Here is a 17,366-nt window from a genome sequence, read left to right on the forward strand (position 1 = left end):
TAGTTTTTTATCGAAAATAAAAAAGTAGATTAGGTTGGTCAGGTGAGTTTAAAAAGTTTTACAAGAACAGTCTCTTCGACGAGAGATCATAGGCTCTTGGCGGAAGCCATCTTCGAGCATCTAGAACAGCACTTTTCCCCCAGCGCGATAGCGATTTTCGACGATCCGCTGACTAATCCAGCCGGGACCATTCTTTTTTCCCGTGGTGACTTATTTCCAATTCGTCAGTATCCAGAAGCTTTTTGGGATTGGGCAAGCCAGTTTGATACCTCAGAAAGTATTATTCCCCTTGCGATCAACACCTGCAATTGGGAACACATTCAAGATCTGGGTGGCGACAGCTACATCATGATGCTCGATAACACACCGATTAAGCGCACCTATCTACTAGTACAAAACGTTCAAGCCCGATCGGCTCACAATATTTACGAAGAAAGCTACGACGCTATGCAGCTCGCTGCAGCTCGTTGGCAGTGCATTCGAGCTGAAAAACACGCGTCGCTTGAGATGAAGCACCGCGATGTACGAGAAGCTCAATATGTTGATGAACTCAGCCAACGTGAACGGTTCATCGAAAATATGAAGCTCGTACAACAAGTCGCTTTAGAAATTTCCAACCCAGACTCTTTGAAAGATCTGTATTTAAAAGCAGTAGAGGCACTGCGTGAGCGTCTAGGCTTTGATCGCTCAACCTTGATGCTGCTTGATATGAAAAAGCGCAGTTTCAGTGGCACGTACGGTACAGATGAGTCGGGTACTACTATTGACGAGTTCCACACTCAGTATGATCTTCACCAATTGAGTGAAGAGTACATCGCCGCTTTGTCGAGCATAGAGCGCAATCTGGTCATCGTTGAAGATGCCCCTATATATACCGCAGGCAAAGTTGTCGGGCAGGGATGGAACGCGATGTTGATTTTACGCGATGGGAATGAGCCATTTGGCTGGTTTGCGTTGGACAACTTTATTCACCGTAAACCGATTACCGCTTACCAAAAGCAAATGCTGGAGTCTTTTGGTTCGCTTTTCTCTCAAATTTTTATCCGAAAACGCCAAGAGCAAAATGTGCGTATGCTGCACTCCAGTATGGTTGAATTATCACGTTGTACGACCGTGAGTGATGTCTGTAAATCTGCGGTGACGTTTGCAATTAAGAACCTTGGCATTGACCGTATGGCCGTGTTCTTAACCGATGAAAATTGTTCTTATATGCAAGGAACGTGGGGAACCGACATTCAAGGGAATGTGGTTGATGAATCTTACTTTTTTGGTGAGACGCAAGACTTCTCTTTGATCAATTTAGCCCGCTCGATGCCAAATGAGGTCGCCTTCGAAGAATCGGTACCTATTTACCATGACTGTAACATTGTAGGGTTCGGTTGGGCTGCCATGACAGTGCTGACATCGAATAGCAGCGGTCCTATCGCTTTTATCGCCGTGGATAACCTCCTTACCCGTGCACCGTTGACATCTCAGCTACGTGAAGTGATTCGAATGTTTGCTTCAAGCCTTGCTGAAGTGCTGCAAAGAACGCAAGCGCAGGAAGCGATTAGAGAGCTCAATGAGAACCTAGAGCTTGAAGTCAAGAATCGAACAAAAGAGCTGGAAGAAGCGAATCGACAATTGGAGGTTTTGTCCAAACTTGATCCGCTAACACGTTTGGGCAACCGCCGCATGTTAGAGCATGTGATGCAAAAGTACTGTTATATCGAACATAATGAGGTGATGCCTTTCGGTCTTATTCTGATCGATATTGACCATTTTGGTTTGTTTAACAACCATTATGGGCACTTAGAAGGGGATATTGCCTTAATGCGAATTGGCAATATTCTTGAGCATCATACCAAAGATGAAGACGAAGTATTTTGTCGCATTGGTGGTGAGGAGTTTGTCCTTCTGATGATCGGGTCTGACCAAGAAGAGGTTAGGCTACGTGCGGAGTGTATTCGACGTTGTATCGAGGATGAAGGAATCAAGCATTGTCACAACCCAGAAGGTGAATTGCTTACGGTTTCTGTCGGTTATTCCTGTTATCAAACTCAAGGAAAAGATTTTAATTTTGATCACCTTTATCAACTTTCAGATAAAGCGCTTTATCAGGCGAAAAATAGCGGTCGAAATTGTGTTCGTATGTTCGACACGCCGGATCAAATCGTTGCTTAAGATCACCAAAATACAAAAATGGCAGCTCTGATTGAGCTGCCATTTTGCGTTAGTAGGATGAAGGAGATTACAACTTTTCTAGCTGGTGGCTAGATTTAGTGTGCTTCTCTTTCGCCAGTTGTTTAAGTTTGACGAGTAGAGTTTCTGCTTTCCACGCTTGTTGTGTCGCACTAAAGCGAGATTGGTTCATAACGGCTAACTCCTCTTTCACCGCTCTTACTGCGTCAGATTCGCTGTTGCTATGATGGGTGTTTAGGTAGTCATTAACTGCTCTTTCAATCATCACGCTGTCACCTTGTTTGATGGTGCGCTCTAAATCTTGAATTGGCGAACCATGACGCGCGCTTACTGCCTTTTCTGTTTGTTGAGTTGCGCGTGTTTTCCATAGTCCAAACGCGATAGCAGAAGTGACAAGCCACAATACGCCGAATACGAAAGTGAGTGTTTGCCAAATTGAACCTACACCACTTGGCGCAGTGGGTGCCGAAGTAGCTGCAGGTTGCGTTGGTAACGCACTTTCTGGCAAGGTAATTAAACCACTATCACTTTTTTCGACATTCAATTTGAGCTGGGTGATCTCTGCTTTTCTCTCTTGATCTCGATTGCTATCCCACCAATTTACAGAATACCCCGGAAGTGTCAGGCTGCCTGCCTCGGTAGGGATTAGCACTTGTTTGACGGTCATCGTCACTGTGCCATCGCGCGAGGTTTCAAACTGTGGTTGTTCAGGGTAAACACGTAATGTACTTGGGTAAATAATACCAATACGTGGCAAGTATTCCGCTTGAGTACCATGTGCTCGAATGCGAATCGTACGAGTGATAGAAGAACCTTGCTTCACAGTGTTTATCTTATTCACAGACAGAGGATTACCCTGATCATCTTGCCAGCTCTGTGTCATTTCTAACGCACTTGCAGGCAGCCAGTTTCCTTTGAAGTCTTTTGGAATTGGCTTGACGGTAATTGTCATTTGCTCTGTTTTTGTGTTGATTGGCATGATCTTGGTTGAGCCAGTTAAGCTGTCCCCATAGATATATGAACCAGTCAGCTTAGGGCCGTTAAGCGTGTACGTGCCTGGTTGATCCGCAGTAATGTGGAATGACTGTTCTAACACCGTAACTTCAAGTCCATCTATAACGCGACGACCTTGTTTGGCATCGCTTGCTGGCTCGATTTTCATCCCTTCAATACTTGGTGGGAGGATTTGAGGGGTATCAAGGCGACGAGGATCTGCCTTTATGACTAACTGCATTCGCACCGTCGTAGACTGCTGGGGATAAAGCGTATGGTTATCCACGTCCATGTTGAAACTAAACAGTTCATCCATGTCTGGTTCTGTTTGATCTTTGGTGACGCGCAGTTTGATAGGCTCTGTTGTCATTCCATCAGCAGAGAAGCTAGGGATGGTCACGACACCTTCTTTCATTGGAGCAATTGAAATACTCCATTCAGTGCGAACGGTTTTATGACCATTGATGTTATTACTCGAGCGACCATAACGCGGCTGACCCAAAAAGAAATCATCTTTCAGAGCATCAAAGTTAATCGCATCTGAGCCTAGCTCTGTGTCTGCCATGATCCTAAGGTTGATCACTTCGTTTTTAGCCACCTGAGTCTTATTTACGCTGGCTTGAAGGCTTTGAGCAAAAACCGAAAAGCTAGTTAGTAGGCTGGCCATTAGAACAAAGACCAGTTTTGCGCCTTTTTTCATCATGGACTTACCACTCCTTATTTGATTGTTGTGGAGGTTGTTTTTGTTGAGCTTGCAACTGCATTTGAGCACGAATCAGGAAGCTTGGGTCACGAGCACTTTCCACCGCTTCTAAGCGTCGGAACTCAGGGTCATCCTGATGTGTTTTCTCTGGTTGAGCTTGAGCCTGCATTGGCTGACCTTTCTGCTCATCCAGTTTCTCTTTTCCTTGTTTAGCGCGTTGCTGCTCGGCTTTCTGCTTTTCTTTTTTATTTTCAGATTCTTGCTGATTTTGTGACTGTTGTCCTTGCTCTTTCTTAGCCTCATTTTGAGACTTTTGTTGCTGTTGCTGTTGCTGTTGCTGTTGCTGTTGCTGTTGCTGTTGCTGTTGCTGTTGCTGTTGCTGTTGCTGTTGCTGTTGCTGTTGCTGTTGCTGTTGCTGTTGCTGTTGCTGTTGCTGTTGCTGTTGCTGTTGCTGTTGCTGTTGCTGTTGCTGTTGCTGTTGCTGTTGCTGTTGCTGTTGCTGTTGCTGTTGCTGTTGCTGTTGCTGTTGCTGTTGCTGTTGCTGTTGCTGTTGCTGTTGCTGTTGCTGTTGCTGTTGCTGTTGCTGTTTCAGTTTCTCCTCTACAACCGACAGGTTCTTTTTCGCAGCATCAAAGTCAGGTTTTTCTTTGATTAACTGTTCGTAGAGTTTTTCTGCATCTTCCAATTGCCCGTTTTGGGCAAGTGCGTTCGCAAGGTTATAACGCCCATTCAAACTTGGGTTATTTGAGAATGCTTCAATAGCGCTTTCATAGTCGCCCGCTTGATAACTTGCCGCGCCTTTCCAATTTGGATCGGTAAAGGTATTTTGCGCTTTCTCAAACTCACCTTGCTGGTAGAGTTGCTCACCTTTCTGATTTTGGTTTAGGAAGGTATTAGCTTCTGCTTTCGGCATCCAAGTCATTGGCAATACTGTTGCGATGAGTACCCAAATCATGCCGCGTCGAAAGAGCAGAGCGGCAGGAAAAAGCAACAAAGGTAGCAACCAGAAACCACCATTCAAGCGAGAATCGGTTTTGACATCGTCACTTTGTTTCGCACCTAGGCTGTGGCTAGCGTTGTTGGTAAAGGCTGCGATGTTCTCAACATCACGGTTATTGTGCTGAATTGGCACAAACAGTCCGCCGGTTTCCTTTGCTAGCTTTTGCAAGTTTTTTAGGTTTGTTTTGGCTACCACAGTATTACCTTGTCGGTTCTTCATTAATGAACCGTCAGGCAAGGCAATAGGCGCACCTGTTGCTGTGCCGATAGCGAGTACTGACACACGGATGTTTTTGCCGTTAAGCAATGCCAATGAGCGAGAAAGCTCGGTGTCATCTAAGTCGTCCGCTAATAGAACGATATCACCTTGACTCACGCCTGCTTGAGTGAACTGGTTCACTGCTGTTTCAATTGCTGATGGTAAGTTAGAGCCTTGGTAGGGCATTAACTCAGGAGACAAGTTTTCGATAATACCTGCAAGTGTGCTGGAGTCTGTCGTGAGTGGACTAAGTGTATAAGCGTCACCAGCGTAGGCGACCAAACCTGTGGAGCCTTCTTTCCATTTCGGCAGTAAATCCAGTGCCTTATAGCGCGTTTGTGACAGTCGATTTGGCTTCACGTCCGTTGCGTACATAGAGCGTGACATGTCCAGAACTAGCACTCGATTTTGGCTCAACTCAAAGCTTGGGCGAGTGTTGGTTTGCCAACTAGGACCTGCCAAGGCGATACATGCTACTGCCCAAGCCACTCCCCATACTGCAAAGTAATGTTTGGTTTTGACTGAATGACCAAGCATCTTTGCTAAATGAGGAGCAATTAATGATGACTTTTTCGTTCTGTACTGACTATTAAGGGCAAGCGCGACAGGAACGACGAGCAAGCCTAGCAACCAATATGGGTGTAAGAAAGTAAACTCAGCCATGTTTTCTCCTTACTACAAACAAGAACACGGAAAGTGCAAGTGCTGCGCCTAGTGGATAAGGGAACCATTCCGACTGAGGACGCCAGGTTTGGGTTTCACTAGAGACTGGTTCTAGTTGGTTAATGGTGTCGTAGATCTTTTCAAGTTCTTTAGCATCACGCGCTCGGAAGTACTGACCACCTGTCATTTCTGCGATCTTTGTAAGTGTCTGCTCATCAAGATCTGAAGCCGTATTTACTTTGCGCGTCATGAAGAAGTCTTTCACCATCATTTCGCCAGCGCCTACGCCAACGGTGTAAATAGTGGCATTGTATTTTTTGGCAATCTTAGCCGCTTCGATAGGATCGAGAACTCCCGATGTGTTGCTCCCGTCACTAAGCAAGATCATGACACGTTGTGGCGCATCACTATCGACAAAGGTTTTTGTTCCTAGACCGATACCATCACCAATCGCGGTGCTATTGCCCACCAAACCAATTACGGTTTGGTTGATTTGTTGCATCACGGTTTTGCGATCTGCGGTCAAAGGCGTTTGCAGATAAGCGTGGTCACCGAATAAAACCACACCTAAACGATCACCTTGGCGCTTTGCTACGAAGTCGGATAAGACTTTTTTGACTGCGGTTAGGCGGTCGATGTATTCGCCATTGTAGTTCATGTCTTCTTTCTGCATTGAGCCAGATAAGTCGACCACTAACATCATATCGCGGTACTTGGGTTGGAAGTCGACCGGATCGCCATACCAAACGGGGCGAGCACAGGCGATGACCAATAGAGCCCATACTCCAACAGACAGGGCTTTTTGTACCAGTTGCTTTGGTTTACTGTTGTGCTGATTATCTGGCAAATACGCCAGTTTAATTTCAGCTTGCTGAGTCTCTTCAGGGAAGAACTTAAAAATTAGCCAAGGTAGGGGCAGTAATAGCAGTGCCCACCACCAGACAAACTCAATGTTCATCCACTGAGAAAGGCTCGAAACGAGAGTTGCCTCAGTCACGAGTTTTTGCCTTTTTCTTTGGTGGCAATGCGGTCGAAATCCAGAAAGTGCAATCATCAATCAAATCCTGATGTTGCTCTTGACCAGATTTTTGATACAGCGCCGCTTGCCACTGTTGTTGTTTGTCGACGAATCGAGTTTCTTTGGTGTAACTATCAAGAAACTCGTACCAAGCAGAGCCTGTTAATGGCGCGATGTCTTCACGAGGGAAGTAACTCAAAGCTGCTTGACGAAGAACCTCTAATGCAGAAGAAGGCGTATGTGGTGTTATTGGGTTGGTTAACAGTTTCAATGCGGTCTTCTTTGCAACAAGACGCTTTGAACGCCACCTTAAGTACAATGCGACAATTAAGATGGAAAGAATTACACCGCCCAAAACAGCCCACCATCCCCAAGCGAGTGGGAACCAATCAGGTGCATTAGGTAGGATCAAAGGTTCAAGGTTTAGGCTTTGGTTATTCGTTGTCATTATTACTACTGCTTGAATGATTTGTATGTTGTTGCTGTTATTAGCTTAATTGCTGAACCAGCGGTAACCCGCTCGATAGGCTATTAAACGGAATTGCCATGGAATGACATTGTTGTTTGATTGCTTGCTGATGTTTGACAAAGTGAGACTCTAATTCCTTACGTTGTCCCTTTGAGCCGAAGTTAAACCATTGACTACGGTGTCCATCAGACGCTTTTGCTTGTCCTCTAAAGTCAGTTTCGCCTCGCTCTAGAGGATCATAAAACTGCACTGCACGAACACTGTTGTGTTGTTTTAACCGACGTAGTTGAACCAACTCTTTCTCTTCAACTTGAGCAAAATCACTCAGCAGAATCAGTTCACTGCCTTTCGGAGTGAGGTTGTGCAGCGTTTCAATTGCACTCATGTATGGCAACGTGCGTGTGCTGGCAGCTTGTTGATTTGTAAGTAATTGATTGTGAGTATTCACTATCGCGTCAAGAATTCTCAGCCCTTGCTTTTGTAAAGAGGAAGGGCGGAACTCAATGCACTGGGAACCATCATCAATCACCGCACCAATGCGGTCTTTCTTGGCTAATGTTAGCCAAATCAAGACGCTAGCGAAGTGCGCCAGTTGAACCGATTTCAACACGTATTGCGATCCGAAGTGCATACTAGGACTCAAGTCGATGTACAAAATCACCGCTTGTTCCTTGTCTTCAGCAAACAACTTGGTGTGTGCTTTTCCCGTTCGAGCAGTAACTCGCCAATCGATGCTGCGGATATCATCACCCGCTTGGTATTGGCGCACTTCCATAAAGTCCATACCACGACCTTTTTGACGGCTGGTATGATTACCGCTCATTTGTGACCAAATACTCTGGGCTGGTGGCAACCAACGAACCGATTGAGTGCGATATTGAAGCAGCTCTTCTAGGGTCAATGTCACCCCATTCGCATGAGGTGGCAATGTATATGATGCAGACATGTCACCTACCTACGTTATGCGCTACCTACAAGGCTAAGAAGTTTGTCGATAACCTGGTTCGCTGTAATGCCTTCTGCTTGAGCGTGGTAGCTAAGTAGAAGACGGTGGCGTAGCACAGGGTAGGCCATGGCTTGAACATCTTCTGGTGAGACGAAGTCACGACCTGCTAGCCATGCATGAGCGCGAGCACAACGGTCAAGGGCGATTGTCGCGCGTGGGCTCACCCCCATAGACAACCATTTCGCTAATTCTGAGTCGTAGTCACTTGGCTGTCGAGTTGCCATAACAAGACGAACGATGTATTGCTCAATCGCATCTGCCATATGGATATTGAGTACTTCTTTACGCGCAGTGAAGATGTCTTCTTGACTTAAGCTTGGACGCTCAACCGTTGCTTCACCTTTTGCCTCCCCACGGTTGATGCGCAAGATCGCCAGTTCATGCTCTGCATCTGGGTAATCTACATCAAGGTGCAACAAGAAGCGGTCGAGCTGCGCTTCTGGAAGTGGGTAAGTACCTTCTTGTTCAATCGGGTTTTGTGTCGCCATCACCAAAAATAGCTCTGGTAGGGCATAGGTGTTTCTTCCCGCTGTCACTTGCTTCTCAGCCATTGCTTCAAGCATCGCAGCTTGCACTTTAGCCGGCGCACGGTTGATCTCATCGGCAAGGATCAATGAGTTGAAAATTGGACCAGACTGGAAGGTAAACTCGCCTGTTTCTGGACGGAAGATATCGGTGCCCGTCAAGTCTGCTGGCAGTAAGTCAGGTGTGAACTGAATTCGGTGGAAATCACCTTCTACACAATCCGACAGAGACTTAACCGCACGAGTCTTAGCCAATCCTGGAGGACCTTCAACCAAGATGTGCCCATCGGCAAGTAGAGCAATAAGAAGCTGTTTAACGAGATCATGCTGACCAATGATCTGAGACTCTAAGTAGCTTTGAAGAGTTTCGAAGTTTGTTTTGTGCATTTTTTGGACTCTCTGGGTATCCATATGATTCTTGTTTTGAGTATTGGTCACTTTCTCAAGGGGAAAAGTTCCAGTACGTCCGCGTAATTTATCTTTTCAATATTGGGGCGAGTAAAGTGATTGCAAGCCATTGAAAAGCGTGAATTACCTTACTCGACAGTCTGTTACATCACATTTGCATAATTTTGTGAGAATTTTCTCTAGTTTTGTAGGGGGAGGTCGATATAGATTTCATGCCGTGCATACCAAGCTTATATGCACCTAGTTTTACTCTGTTCAGAATGCAGATAATAAGTGATTCTTTTAAAGGTCCAGATATGTTGAAACTTAACTCCCTGAGTATCAAACAGAAGGTTGTCATCGGTATTACTTTTGCCGTTCTTGCTTCTACAATTATTGTCGGTGTGATGGCTCAGCGCCATGCACGTGAGGTGCTAAGTCACCGCTTAATCGACATTGAGCTGCCTGCTATGTTGCAGCAAATTAATACTGAAATTGACCGCGAAGTTGTACAGATGCAACAAGCGGCAAAACAACTTGCTACTAATGAATTTGTCGTTGAAGCCCTATCAACGACAGACCGTAACCCATCAGTAGAAGCACAACTTGTTCAACAGCTTAACAATGTTAAATCCCAATATCAGTTGAACGACGCTTCCGTTGCGAACCGACAAACGGCTTACTACTGGAACCAAAATGGTTTCCTGCGTCAACTTAACCACTCACAAGACGCATGGTTCTTTGGGTTTACTTCTTCTGGTCAAGATACGTCAGTTAGCGTATTCCAAGAAGCGAATGGCGACGTGAAAATGTTTGCCAACTACCAAGACGTAAACGGTATTTCGATGTCTGGTCTGTCTAAGTCGATGGATGACATGGTATCGCTACTTAATGGATTTAAAATTGAGAAAACGGGTTATGTGTTCCTAACAAATAGTAAAGGTGACATCCAAATCCATCGCCAACAAGGTAAGAACAAAACATCTATTAATCAATTGTTCGGCGGCGCAGCATCTCAATTGCTAAATAAAGGTCACTTTAATCTAGTTACGACTGAGTTCGAAGGGCAAGACATGTTTGTGTCGAGCCTATACGTGCCGTCAATGGACTGGTTTGTTGTTGGTGTGGTTCCTGTGAATGAAGTGTTTGCTGATCTGGATGCAACCGCAGAGAAAATGTTGTTCACAACAGCAATCGTGGCGCTGATCTTCATTGCGATGGGTGTTCTACTTGCCAACAGCATTACTAACCCAATTCGTCAAATCGCTGACCGCTTCACTGACCTCGGTGAAGGTGAGGGTGATCTTGCTCAGCGTATTGAAATCAAAGGTAACGACGAAATCGCTCAGCTATCAAAAGGCTTTAACGGCTTTATTGAGAAGATCCACGCTACCATGAAAGAAGTATCGCTAACCAGTGGTGCGCTAAGCCAAGCAGCAGACAGTGTTTCAAGTAAGGCAACATCTACGCACGATAATAGCCAAGAGCAACGCGACCAAACTATTCAGGTAGTAACAGCGATCAACCAAATGGGTGCGACGATCAGTGAGATCGCATCTAATGCGGCAACAGCGGCAGATACGGCAAACCAAGCGTCTGATAACACCCAAACAGGCCGTCAAGTCGTAACGCAAGCAAAAGAAGTGATCAGTCGCCTTGCTGGTGATGTGGAAACCACAAGCATGGTGGTCACTCAACTTGCGACAACGACCAAAGACATTGGCTCAATTTTGGATGTGATTCGTGATATCTCTGAGCAAACCAACTTACTTGCACTTAACGCTGCGATCGAAGCTGCGCGTGCGGGTGAGCAAGGTCGAGGCTTTGCTGTGGTAGCGGATGAAGTGCGTAATCTTGCGTCACGTACTGCTGATTCTACTGAAGAGATCCAGAAGATGATTAACCAACTTCAAAGTGATGCTCAAGATGCTGTGACAGCAATGGAAGCGGGTAAAGCGGTAACGTTTGAAGGTGTGGCATCAACAGATGAAGCCGTGGATGTTCTGATGAATATCTCTGAGCGTATCGCCGATATTTCAGATCGAAATACGCAAGTCGCGACGGCAACAGAAGAGCAATCAACCGTTGTACATACCATCAACCAGAACATTGAAGAAATTAACGCTATCAATGAAATGACCACTGCGACGGCAGAAGAGTTGGCTGGCGCAAGTCGAGATCTACAAGAACTGTCATCTCGCTTGGATAAGATGGTTGGTAGCTTCAAGCTCTAGAGTTGGATAGAATAGACCTAGTTTACAAGTTTAACGACTCGATATTTAGGTAAGTACTATGAATGATTTCGAAAAAGAACTAGAACTGATCTCACAAGAAGCCGGTGACGAGCCTGAAGTGAAGCTACCATCTCTTGAAGAACAACAAGAAATCGTAGCGGAACTGAAGAAGCTAGAAGCTGAAGGAAAGCTGACACCAGAGGTTCTTGAGCAATACTTTGGTAAGTTCAATCAGAAAAATTCAGTGCCAGTTCACTAATAAAGAGGGAGTTTTATACTCCCTTTTTTAATACCCGCCATTTAACTCACCCTATTAATCTATTTATTAATCAACAGATTAATCCTTGTTACTACTTTTTTTCATACTTGACAATACTCCCGCTGTACCTAAATCTATTGCTTATTTCAATCAAAATGATTAAGGACTGCAAACGAGATGGAGCACAAAGATATAAGGAACGTAATTTTAATTACTGAGGATAGCTTGCAGTCTTCATTGTTGAGAGATGTTCTTGAAACCAAACTCGGTATTAATGTCTTTCTGATAGCCCCTGAAAAGCTCACCAAGCACACAATTCCATTGGAAGCAGTCTCCGCTATATTACTCGATTATAGTGTTATGACTGATGAAGTCTTCTCTCGTTACATGGAGTTTAAAAAAGCAGAGCTAAAAGATGCCATTGAAGTTCTGTTAAATTGTGACAAATCGATTTCAACGGAAGAGCTATTTGTATGGCAGACACTCACGGGTATCTTCTACACATCGGACGATATCAGCACATTACAGGCTGGAATTGGCAAAGTATTACAGGGTGACATGTGGTTTAGCCGTAAGTTTTCTCAGCAATACATCACCCATCTGCGCAGACATAGCAGACCAGTTAATAAGAGCGTGTCCGCAATTTTGACCAAAAGAGAGCAACAAATCATCACCTTCCTTTCTATGGGGGCTTCGAATCAACAGATCGCAGAGCAACTATTTGTGAGCGAAAATACTGTTAAGACTCACCTCCACAATATTTTCAAGAAGATTGATGTAAAAAACAGAGTGCAAGCATTAATTTGGGCTAAAGAAAACATTTCAGGTTTATCGATTGCCGTATAAAACTTATAGGGATTCCCCTTTCTAGCCTTAGTTTGCGAGTCAGATCTTATATAGATATTTGATATGTAAAAAGTGTTTCTTTTATGAGAAACACTTTTTTTGTTTATGATTTTAACGAAATTGCAATTCAAAAAAGTAGGAAATAAACATACTCTAGCGACTAGCACTTAGATATGAGACCAAGTGCTGATTAATAATTATTAAATTTAGAATGATACGTTAGTGAAAGTATGAGAAACATTATGGAAAACAATAAGGATAAGCCTGAAATCCTAATGATCACTCAGCAAAGTTTACAGAGTGAAAACTTCAAGGAGATGCTTTCTAAGAATACCGAAACCAAGATTACGATTATTGATAACAAGAATCCTAGTTACCACGAACTTATTCCAGAGAAGTATTTTCTACTTGTTGACTTTTCTATAGATACTCCTTCTGAAACTTTAGATTATTTAAAAAATAATGAAAAAGTACTAGGAACAATAATGCTTAACCTTGGGCATGAGCTTCAAATAGAAGAGTTGGCTGCGTGGCCTTTCGTGAAAGGGATTTTTGGTCCCAATGATTCTATGAACAAGTTATGTCAGGGCTTAGAGGCAATTATAAAAGGCGAAAACTGGTTATCACGTCGACTGTTAGAACAGTTACTTACTTATTACAAAGATAAGGAAGTGAATCGAATTATTGAGCCAGCTATAGAAGTGGAGTTAACCCGACGAGAAATACAAGTGCTACAGATTTTGAAAGAAGGTGGCTCAAATATGGAAATTGCCGATTCTTTATTTATCAGTGAACATACAATTAAATCTCATCTTTATAACATTTTTAGAAAAATTGAAGTAAAGAATCGAACCCAAGCAACAAGTTGGGCAAAAAGAAATCTTTAGTACTACTAGTAACTCTTTGTATTGGATAAAGAATATTGAAGAAAGTATGAGTTAATATTTTTTTGATAATTGAGTCAGCTTTAAATCTCATCCCATATTCAAACTCGCTCCTTTGAGGTTATTTATTAGACTTTTTATGTCTGAAATTGAGTCGTAGTCCAGACGTGAAAAGGTCTATTCAAAAATAAAGCCAAGAGGGAACAATAATGAGTATAAATCATACGCACAACGGTGATTCAGGTGACAACCATAAAACTGACTTTGATGGCGGCAACGACATCTTTGTTGGATTTGGTGGCAATGACTCCTTTGTTGCGGGCGGCGGCAATGACTACGTCGTAGGTGGCGCGGGAGACGATCGTCTTATTGGCGGTGCCGGAGATGATATTTTGAAGGCTGGTGAAGGCAATGATTACTTGGGCGGAGGTACAGGTAATGACAAATTGCTAGGGCTATTAGGTGACAACAAGCTTAACGGTGGTGTCGGTGACGATACGCTTCTATCTGGTTCAGGTGACAATGTGCTGATCGGTGGTACTGGCGCAGATAAGTTTATCTTCACAGATAAGTTTGGTGGTCATGGTGAGGCGAAGGTCGTTGATTTCACTATTGGTGAAGATTCACTTCATATCGTCAGTGATTCAGTAACATCATATGAAGACCTGACGTTTACTTACGATGCGAACGGCAGCGCAGTGTTCACGGACGGTGCAGACTTAACTGTGAAACTAATTGGCGTCACGCAAGAAGATATCGAGTCATACGGAAGCGACTTATTCATTATCTAAGTCATTCTATTGGGCGCTAGATTACTAGCGCCCACGTATCAACATATGTGGATGTAATCGTGCAAAATACGGTTTTCAAAGAAGTTAAACAGAAACTGTGCACGCTCACAGGTTTGCTGATTGGCTTTAGTTTATTTATAAATTTATTAGTACTTTCAATCCCTTTGTACATGTTGCAGGTGTACAATCGTGTAATCTCTTCCTATTCCATTGATACGCTTTTCTTATTAACGGTTATCGTACTTGCAGCGCTACTAACCATGTCGTTTATCGATATTGCTCGCGCTCAAATGAGTAAATCCTTCGGTTATTGGATAGATTCAAAACTGTCGGTATTTATGCTTAAACGCAGTATTCAATACCAAGCCCACACGGGTAAAAGCTACACCTCTCAAGTGCTGAGAGACATTCAAAACATCAAAAGCTTTTTAAGTAGCCAAGCGCCATACCCTTTACTTGATGCTCCTTGGACCCCCGTTTTCATTTTATTCGTTTATCTGCTGCACCCTATGTTGGGTCACATAGCCCTAGGTGGCTCTATTGTGCTGTTTAGTTTGGGGTTAATTAATGAGCTTGTGACACGCAAAACCTTACAAGAGAGTGAAGTTCGTTCGATTTCCCATATCAATCAAGCAGAAGTCGCGACTCAAAACTCAAACTCAATCATTGCGATGGGCATGATGAACGCCTTTTTAGAGCGTTGGTATTCTAGAGTGAATGAATCCAACCAGTTGGAGCAGCGTGTGGCGGGTAAATCGATCTACCTTGCTAATTTCTCCAAGTTTGTTCGAGGCTCATTACAAATTTGTTTGTTAGGTGGTGGCGCATGGTTGGTAATCCAGCATGAGATCACTGCAGGCGCGATGATTGCGAGCTCAATTTTAATGAGTCGAGCACTATCACCGATGGAGCAAGCGATCGGCACTTGGCGCAGTGCAATGTCGGCAAAAAACGCTTACAGCCGTCTGTTTGAAATAGACAAGATTGTCAAACACGATGAGTCTGATATGCCTTTGCCTCGACCTAAGGGGCACTTCGAATTGACAGGCTTAGCCTACCGCCACCCTGGTGCAACGGAGCCAGTTTTGTCTGCCATTACGCTGTCTATCCCTCCCGGTGTGTCTGTTGGCGTAATTGGTCCTTCAGGCACTGGTAAATCGACCTTTGCTAGATTGCTCCTTGGTAATATCAAGCCTCTTGCGGGCAAAGTGACGTTAGATGGCATGGAAGTCTCTACATGGGCTTCTGAAGATCGGGGAGCACATTTCGGTTACTTAGCACAAGAAGTGGAATTGTTTCCTGGGACTATTCGGGAAAATATTGCGCGTTTCAAAGACGAAGACCCCGCTAAAGTGATTCAAGCCGCTCAGCTAGCTGGTTGTCATGAGCTCATACTAAAGAAAAACAAAGGCTATGATTTCATGGTCGGTGAAAACGGACGAGGTTTATCGGGTGGAGAACGCCAACGAATTGCTTTAGCCAGAGCCGTTTATGGTGATCCTTCGGTCGTTGTATTTGATGAAGCAAACGCAAACTTAGACGGAGAGGGGGAAGCGGCGTACCAACGCTTGATTGCTCACCTTAAATCCCAAGGTTCTACCGTGATTGTGATTGCCCATAACCCAAGCACGTTAAGGCAAATGGACCGATTGCTCTACTTGGCTGAGGGGCGCGTGAAGCTGTATGGAGCGAGAGATGAAGTTCTTAAGCGTTTAATGGGTGAAGAGAGAACAGATATACCGAGGGTGCGAAATGAGCAATCAACTGCCAACCGTTAACGAATTAGCTGCTGAAAAGGTGGTGCGCTTTGTGCCATCTTCGGAGCTTCGTTTAAAAGGTCCCATTTTGCTTGGCGTACTTACATTATCGCTATTTTTAGGTGGGCTTGGTTATTGGGCGGCGACGTCTAAGCTTGAGAGTGCAGCTATCGCTTATGGTGATCTTTCTGTATTGAGCAAACGACAAGAGATCCAACATCTAGAGGGGGGCATTATTGAAAAGCTCTACGTTCAAGAAGGCGACTTGGTTGAAAAAGGGCAATTACTTATTCAGCTCTCGCAGCGTCAAGCTAACGCTAAGCTGGACTCTGTTGGCGGTCAGTACATCCACACTATCGCAAAAGAAAATCGTCTCAATGCAGAGTTGGATGAGCTTCCAGAGATTGTTTGGTCGCAAGATCTAACAATGTTCGTGAACAGTGAGATTGTTGCCGAAGCAAAGTCTGTTCAAAACAAGATTTTTGAGGCAAGAAAACGCTTTTTTAACAGCAAGTTAAACATCATTGCGCAGAGTGTTTCCGGCGCGAGTTTGGAATTGGATAACCTTAAGGAAACCAAAGTAATTGAGAGGGAGCGCCTCAAATTTATCGAAGAGGAAATTGCGAGCAATCAAGCTTTGGTACAGAAAGGGTTTTCAGGTAAGTCAGCTTTATTACAGCTAAAGCGCCTTGCTGCAGAAGTACGAAGCACCTTAAGTCAGCTTGATCGCCAGTCTCTCACCGTCAGCAAGCGTTTGGATGAGAACCAAGCTAAAGTTGAAGAGCTAAAACTTGAACGGCTCAATGAAATCGTAGAAGAGTTGCGTAACACTAAGAAAGAGATCGTTTCAATTCGTGAGGAGTACCGTTCGGCGAAAGACGTCGTTGCGCGTACTGCCATTGTTGCGCCAATCTCTGGCAGAGTGGTCAACATGCAAGTATTTACCGAGCAAGGTGTTATCGGCTCTGGTGAAACCTTATTGGAATTGGTTCCTCAAGACGATAAGTTGTTGGTGGAAGCTCGAGTAAGCCCTCAAGATATTGATTTGATCAGTCCAGGGCAACATGCTCAAGTGCGTTTAACGGCTTTAAATGCAAGAACACTTGCACCACTAGATGGCACAGTATTAACCGTCTCTGCTGATAAATTATCTGAGCAGAATCAAGATGACTTTTATCTCGCTCGTATTGCGCTGTCTCAAGACGATGTTGCGAAGCATAGGCTGACATCTGGTATGAATGCAGAAGTGTTGATTCTGTCTGAACCGAGAACACCCCTAAGTTATTTGGTTAAACCATTAACGGAGAGTATGAATCGCGCATTCCGAGAAGACTGATGGATAGCTTCTGTTTGAAATCTCATCACAGTGTTTACACAAATAAATAATCCACTA

The 17,366-nt window shown here is 44.2% G+C and carries 14 protein-coding genes; 8 read left to right on the top strand and 6 right to left on the bottom strand.

All coding sequences use genetic code 11. The features are described 5' to 3' along the window. Positions 1-96: 96 nt before the first annotated feature. Positions 97-2,163: a sensor domain-containing diguanylate cyclase gene (locus tag QMY49_RS21315; RefSeq protein WP_017189583.1), complete on the top strand. Its 2,067-nt coding sequence runs from the start codon at positions 97-99 to the stop codon at positions 2,161-2,163. A 67-nt stretch (positions 2,164-2,230) separates the two neighbouring features. Here QMY49_RS21315 and QMY49_RS21320 read toward each other — a convergent pair whose 3' ends face one another. The 6 genes from QMY49_RS21320 to QMY49_RS21345 are packed head-to-tail and all read right to left on the bottom strand — an operon-like array spanning position 2,231 to position 9,202. Continuing rightward, positions 2,231-3,877 (bottom strand): BatD family protein, encoded by a 1,647-nt coding sequence (locus QMY49_RS21320; protein ID WP_283316669.1) that lies wholly within the window; start codon positions 3,875-3,877, stop codon positions 2,231-2,233. Between the two features lie 4 nt (positions 3,878-3,881). Continuing rightward, entirely contained in the window at positions 3,882-5,798 is a 1,917-nt protein-coding gene (locus QMY49_RS21325) for a vWA domain-containing protein (RefSeq protein ID WP_283316672.1), read from the bottom strand. After that, on the bottom strand, positions 5,791-6,795 hold the full coding sequence (locus QMY49_RS21330; RefSeq protein WP_017818514.1) for a vWA domain-containing protein: 1,005 nt from the start codon (positions 6,793-6,795) through the stop codon (positions 5,791-5,793). Before QMY49_RS21330 ends, QMY49_RS21325 begins: the two co-directional genes overlap by 8 nt. After that, entirely contained in the window at positions 6,788-7,264 is a 477-nt protein-coding gene (locus tag QMY49_RS21335) for a DUF4381 domain-containing protein (protein WP_005452844.1), read from the bottom strand. The genes QMY49_RS21330 and QMY49_RS21335 overlap by 8 nt, the downstream gene beginning before the upstream one ends. 40 nt (positions 7,265-7,304) lie before the next feature. Then, positions 7,305-8,231, bottom strand: a complete 927-nt coding sequence (locus QMY49_RS21340; RefSeq protein ID WP_005452842.1) for a DUF58 domain-containing protein — start codon at positions 8,229-8,231, stop codon at positions 7,305-7,307. Positions 8,232-8,245: 14 nt separating this feature from the next. Beyond that, the gene (locus QMY49_RS21345) at positions 8,246-9,202 is read right to left on the bottom strand and encodes an AAA family ATPase (protein WP_005452840.1); all 957 of its coding nucleotides are present in this window, start codon (positions 9,200-9,202) and stop codon (positions 8,246-8,248) included. Between the two features lie 317 nt (positions 9,203-9,519). Here QMY49_RS21345 and QMY49_RS21350 point away from each other — a divergent pair, with 317 nt between their 5' ends. The 7 genes from QMY49_RS21350 to QMY49_RS21380 all read left to right on the top strand — a co-directional run bounded on the left by QMY49_RS21350 (position 9,520) and on the right by QMY49_RS21380 (position 17,309). Further along, a complete protein-coding gene (locus QMY49_RS21350) occupies positions 9,520-11,436 on the top strand; it encodes a methyl-accepting chemotaxis protein (RefSeq protein ID WP_005452832.1) in 1,917 nt (638 codons plus the stop codon). 58 nt (positions 11,437-11,494) lie between these two features. Beyond that, positions 11,495-11,695 (top strand): restriction endonuclease subunit S domain-containing protein, encoded by a 201-nt coding sequence (locus QMY49_RS21355; RefSeq protein ID WP_005452830.1) that lies wholly within the window; start codon positions 11,495-11,497, stop codon positions 11,693-11,695. Positions 11,696-11,872: 177 nt separating this feature from the next. Further along, positions 11,873-12,541, top strand: a complete 669-nt coding sequence (locus QMY49_RS21360; protein ID WP_283316678.1) for a LuxR C-terminal-related transcriptional regulator — start codon at positions 11,873-11,875, stop codon at positions 12,539-12,541. Positions 12,542-12,771: 230 nt separating this feature from the next. Beyond that, the gene (locus QMY49_RS21365; protein WP_017189577.1) at positions 12,772-13,428 is read left to right on the top strand and encodes a LuxR C-terminal-related transcriptional regulator; all 657 of its coding nucleotides are present in this window, start codon (positions 12,772-12,774) and stop codon (positions 13,426-13,428) included. 206 nt (positions 13,429-13,634) lie between these two features. Next, entirely contained in the window at positions 13,635-14,216 is a 582-nt protein-coding gene (locus tag QMY49_RS21370) for a calcium-binding protein (protein WP_005452823.1), read from the top strand. A gap of 59 nt (positions 14,217-14,275) precedes the next feature. Beyond that, positions 14,276-15,994, top strand: coding sequence for a type I secretion system permease/ATPase (locus QMY49_RS21375; RefSeq protein WP_005452821.1), 1,719 nt, complete (start codon positions 14,276-14,278; stop codon positions 15,992-15,994). Further along, positions 15,969-17,309, top strand: coding sequence for an HlyD family type I secretion periplasmic adaptor subunit (locus QMY49_RS21380; protein WP_283316685.1), 1,341 nt, complete (start codon positions 15,969-15,971; stop codon positions 17,307-17,309). Before QMY49_RS21375 ends, QMY49_RS21380 begins: the two co-directional genes overlap by 26 nt. The last annotated feature ends 57 nt before the right edge of the window (positions 17,310-17,366 follow it).

It is taken from the genome of Vibrio harveyi, from assembly GCF_030060435.1.
Classification (GTDB): domain Bacteria; phylum Pseudomonadota; class Gammaproteobacteria; order Enterobacterales; family Vibrionaceae; genus Vibrio; species Vibrio harveyi.

What these genes read in the sequence shown, in the direction of transcription:
- QMY49_RS21320 (WP_283316669.1), bottom strand. Translation starts at nt 3,877, where the DNA reads ATGATGAAAAAAGGCGCAAAACTGGTCTTTGTTCTAATGGCCAGCCTA.
- QMY49_RS21325 (WP_283316672.1), bottom strand. Translation starts at nt 5,798, where the DNA reads ATGGCTGAGTTTACTTTCTTACACCCATATTGGTTGCTAGGCTTGCTC.
- QMY49_RS21335 (WP_005452844.1), bottom strand. Translation starts at nt 7,264, where the DNA reads ATGACAACGAATAACCAAAGCCTAAACCTTGAACCTTTGATCCTACCT.
- QMY49_RS21340 (WP_005452842.1), bottom strand. Translation starts at nt 8,231, where the DNA reads ATGTCTGCATCATATACATTGCCACCTCATGCGAATGGGGTGACATTG.
- QMY49_RS21345 (WP_005452840.1), bottom strand. Translation starts at nt 9,202, where the DNA reads ATGCACAAAACAAACTTCGAAACTCTTCAAAGCTACTTAGAGTCTCAG.
- QMY49_RS21350 (WP_005452832.1), top strand. Translation starts at nt 9,520, where the DNA reads ATGTTGAAACTTAACTCCCTGAGTATCAAACAGAAGGTTGTCATCGGT.
- QMY49_RS21355 (WP_005452830.1), top strand. Translation starts at nt 11,495, where the DNA reads ATGAATGATTTCGAAAAAGAACTAGAACTGATCTCACAAGAAGCCGGT.
- QMY49_RS21360 (WP_283316678.1), top strand. Translation starts at nt 11,873, where the DNA reads ATGGAGCACAAAGATATAAGGAACGTAATTTTAATTACTGAGGATAGC.
- QMY49_RS21365 (WP_017189577.1), top strand. Translation starts at nt 12,772, where the DNA reads ATGAGAAACATTATGGAAAACAATAAGGATAAGCCTGAAATCCTAATG.
- QMY49_RS21370 (WP_005452823.1), top strand. Translation starts at nt 13,635, where the DNA reads ATGAGTATAAATCATACGCACAACGGTGATTCAGGTGACAACCATAAA.
- QMY49_RS21380 (WP_283316685.1), top strand. Translation starts at nt 15,969, where the DNA reads ATGAGCAATCAACTGCCAACCGTTAACGAATTAGCTGCTGAAAAGGTG.